General features: G+C 64.0%; 2 protein-coding genes. One reads left to right on the top strand and one right to left on the bottom strand.

The features are described 5' to 3' along the window. Nucleotides 1–193: 193 nt before the first annotated feature. Nucleotides 194–841, bottom strand: coding sequence for a molybdenum cofactor guanylyltransferase MobA (mobA, locus tag HMPREF3036_RS09220; protein WP_062333809.1), 648 nt, complete (start codon nt 839–841; stop codon nt 194–196). Between the two features lie 82 nt (nt 842–923). Between mobA and glp the strand changes: the two genes are divergently transcribed. Next, nucleotides 924–2153 carry a molybdopterin molybdotransferase MoeA gene (gene glp / locus HMPREF3036_RS09215; RefSeq protein WP_062333806.1) on the top strand — a complete coding sequence of 410 codons (1230 nt, stop codon included), beginning with the start codon at nt 924–926 and terminating at the stop codon, nt 2151–2153. The last annotated feature ends 59 nt before the right edge of the window (nt 2154–2212 follow it).

The following is a 2212-nucleotide window of genomic DNA, read 5'->3' as shown; positions in this document are numbered from 1 at the left end:
TCGGTTCGTTGAATTCTGATTTTTAAAGAACAGCGCCCCAATGAGCACAGAATTGAGAGTTTATCAGCTCATCAACTCTTTGTCAAATTTATTCGCCGATGACTTGGCGTCGTCAGCGAAGGATTGAAATTAAACACCTTTCCGCAGGCTTTGTCAAGACTCGCCGTAAAAATACCGCAAATACGGTACTTTCTCACCTTCGGAGAGCCTCCGTTTTCGCCTCAGATTCCAACTGCCGCAGGTCTTGAGGAGCATTCACGTTGTAAAAGTCGGATTTGGGGCCGTCCCAGTGCACATGCCCTCTTCCCTGCCGCTCGAACCAGAGTCCGAGCTTTCGGTCTCCGCCCTCAAGGAACGGGCGCACCGTAGGAAGGACCGACACATGGACGAGCGAGATCGTGTTTTGGTCGTATCCCCCCGTCTCGATCGTATAGGCAGGACTCCCGTCAAACGCGCCCGCGAACACCTCGAGGAGCGTCTCCGGCACGAGCGGCACGTCGCACGGCACCGTGAGAATCCACTCGACGCCCTCCGTCCCCTCGGTCCTGAGGCGCTCGTTGAGCGAGTCGAGCGCAGCGAGCGGACCGGGGAATCCCTCGAGCACGTCGGCAAAGACCTTCTGCGCCCCGAGCTTCACGAAGGCGTCCGCGTCCCTGTTGGCCGAAACCCAAACGCGGGACACCTGACCCGCCAGCGTCCTGATGACCCGCCCCGCCATGGGCTCGCCGTTAAAGAGCACCAGTCCCTTGTTGACGCCCCCCATCCGAGTGGCCCGTCCGCCCGCCAGCACAAGGCCGATCGTATTCGCCCTTTCGGGCGCCGCAACAGCCGTTTTCCTCATGGCTAGTCTCCGCCGGCAGCGCTGCTGCCGCTAAAATCCAAGAATGGCCGCATCGGCGGCCGACACATTGAAGGATTTTGACATGTCGAAAGCCATTCGTGCCGACTTTGATGAAGTCACCCGCGCGCTGCGCGAGGCCGTCGCACCTCTTGACGGTGCCTGCGAAGCAGTGCCTCTGCTCGAGGCACAGGGACGCATCCTCTCCGAAAGCGTCGCCGCGCAGTTCAACTTCCCCCATTTCGACAACTCGGCCATGGACGGCTTCGCGCTGCGCACGGCCGACCTGCCTGAGACGGACTCCGTCAAGCTTCCTGTCTGCGGCATCGCAACTGCTGGCCATCCTTTTGAAGAGCCCCTTCCCGAGTGCTCCGCACTGCGCATCATGACGGGCGCCCCCGTGCCCGCCGGTCTCGACGCCGTCATTCCCATTGAAAAGGTCCGCGTGGAGGACGACTTCATCACCTTTGAGCCCGCAGGCCTCAGGCCCGGCACCAACGTGCGCCGACAGGGCGAGATCTTCAGGGCGGGCGAAGTGCTCCTCACCGCGCCGCGCCGCCTCACCCGAGGCGACATCGGCCTCGCCGCCAGTCTCGGCTATGCGAAACTCTCCTGCCGCCCCGTGGTCAGGGCCGCCGTCTTCTCCAGCGGCGACGAGCTCGTCGAGCCTTCCGACGGACGCCCGCTTTCCGACGGGCGCATCTACAACGCCAACGGCGCCTATGTCACGCTTGCCGCCCGCGCACTCGGCATCGACGCCGAATATGCAGGCATCCTCCCCGACGACGACGCCGTGATCGAGGCGCGTTTTCGCGAGGCGGCCGCCACGCACGACCTCGTCATCTGCTCGGGCGGCGTGGGTCCTGGCGACTGCGACTTCACAGCCGCCGTCCTCAACCGCCTGGCCGACCTGCGCCACTACCATGTGGCGCTGCGCCCCGGAAAGCCCTTCTCGTTCGGCTACTTCAAGGAGGCGCACACGCTCATTCTCGGCCTGCCCGGCAATCCCGTCGCCTCCGCCACCAGCGCCGAGAACTTCCTGCGCACGGCTGTCGAGGCCCTGCAGGGCGTTCATGAGAAGCAGCTCGTCCTCACGGCCCGCCTCGAGGGACGCATCAAGAGCCGCGCCGGCAGACGCGACATCGTCCGCGGCGTGCTGAAGACGGCCGAGGACGGCACGCTCCTTTTCACGCCGTGCCCGCAGCAGAGCTCCGCCTCGCTTCTGAGCGTCTCGCAGAGCAACGCCGCAGCCATCGTCCCCGAAGAGGCCGAGCTTCTTCAGGCGGGCGACGCCGTGCGCGTGGTTATCCCGTAGCCGTCACCGTTCCGCCAAAACAAGAATCGGGTAGGAGCCCGTGGATTATTTCCACGGGC

The organism is Sutterella sp. KLE1602 (genome assembly GCF_001578585.1).
In the GTDB taxonomy this organism is placed as follows: Bacteria; Pseudomonadota; Gammaproteobacteria; order Burkholderiales; family Burkholderiaceae_F; genus Sutterella; species Sutterella wadsworthensis_A.
This window is presented reverse-complemented; position numbering and strand designations above follow the sequence as displayed.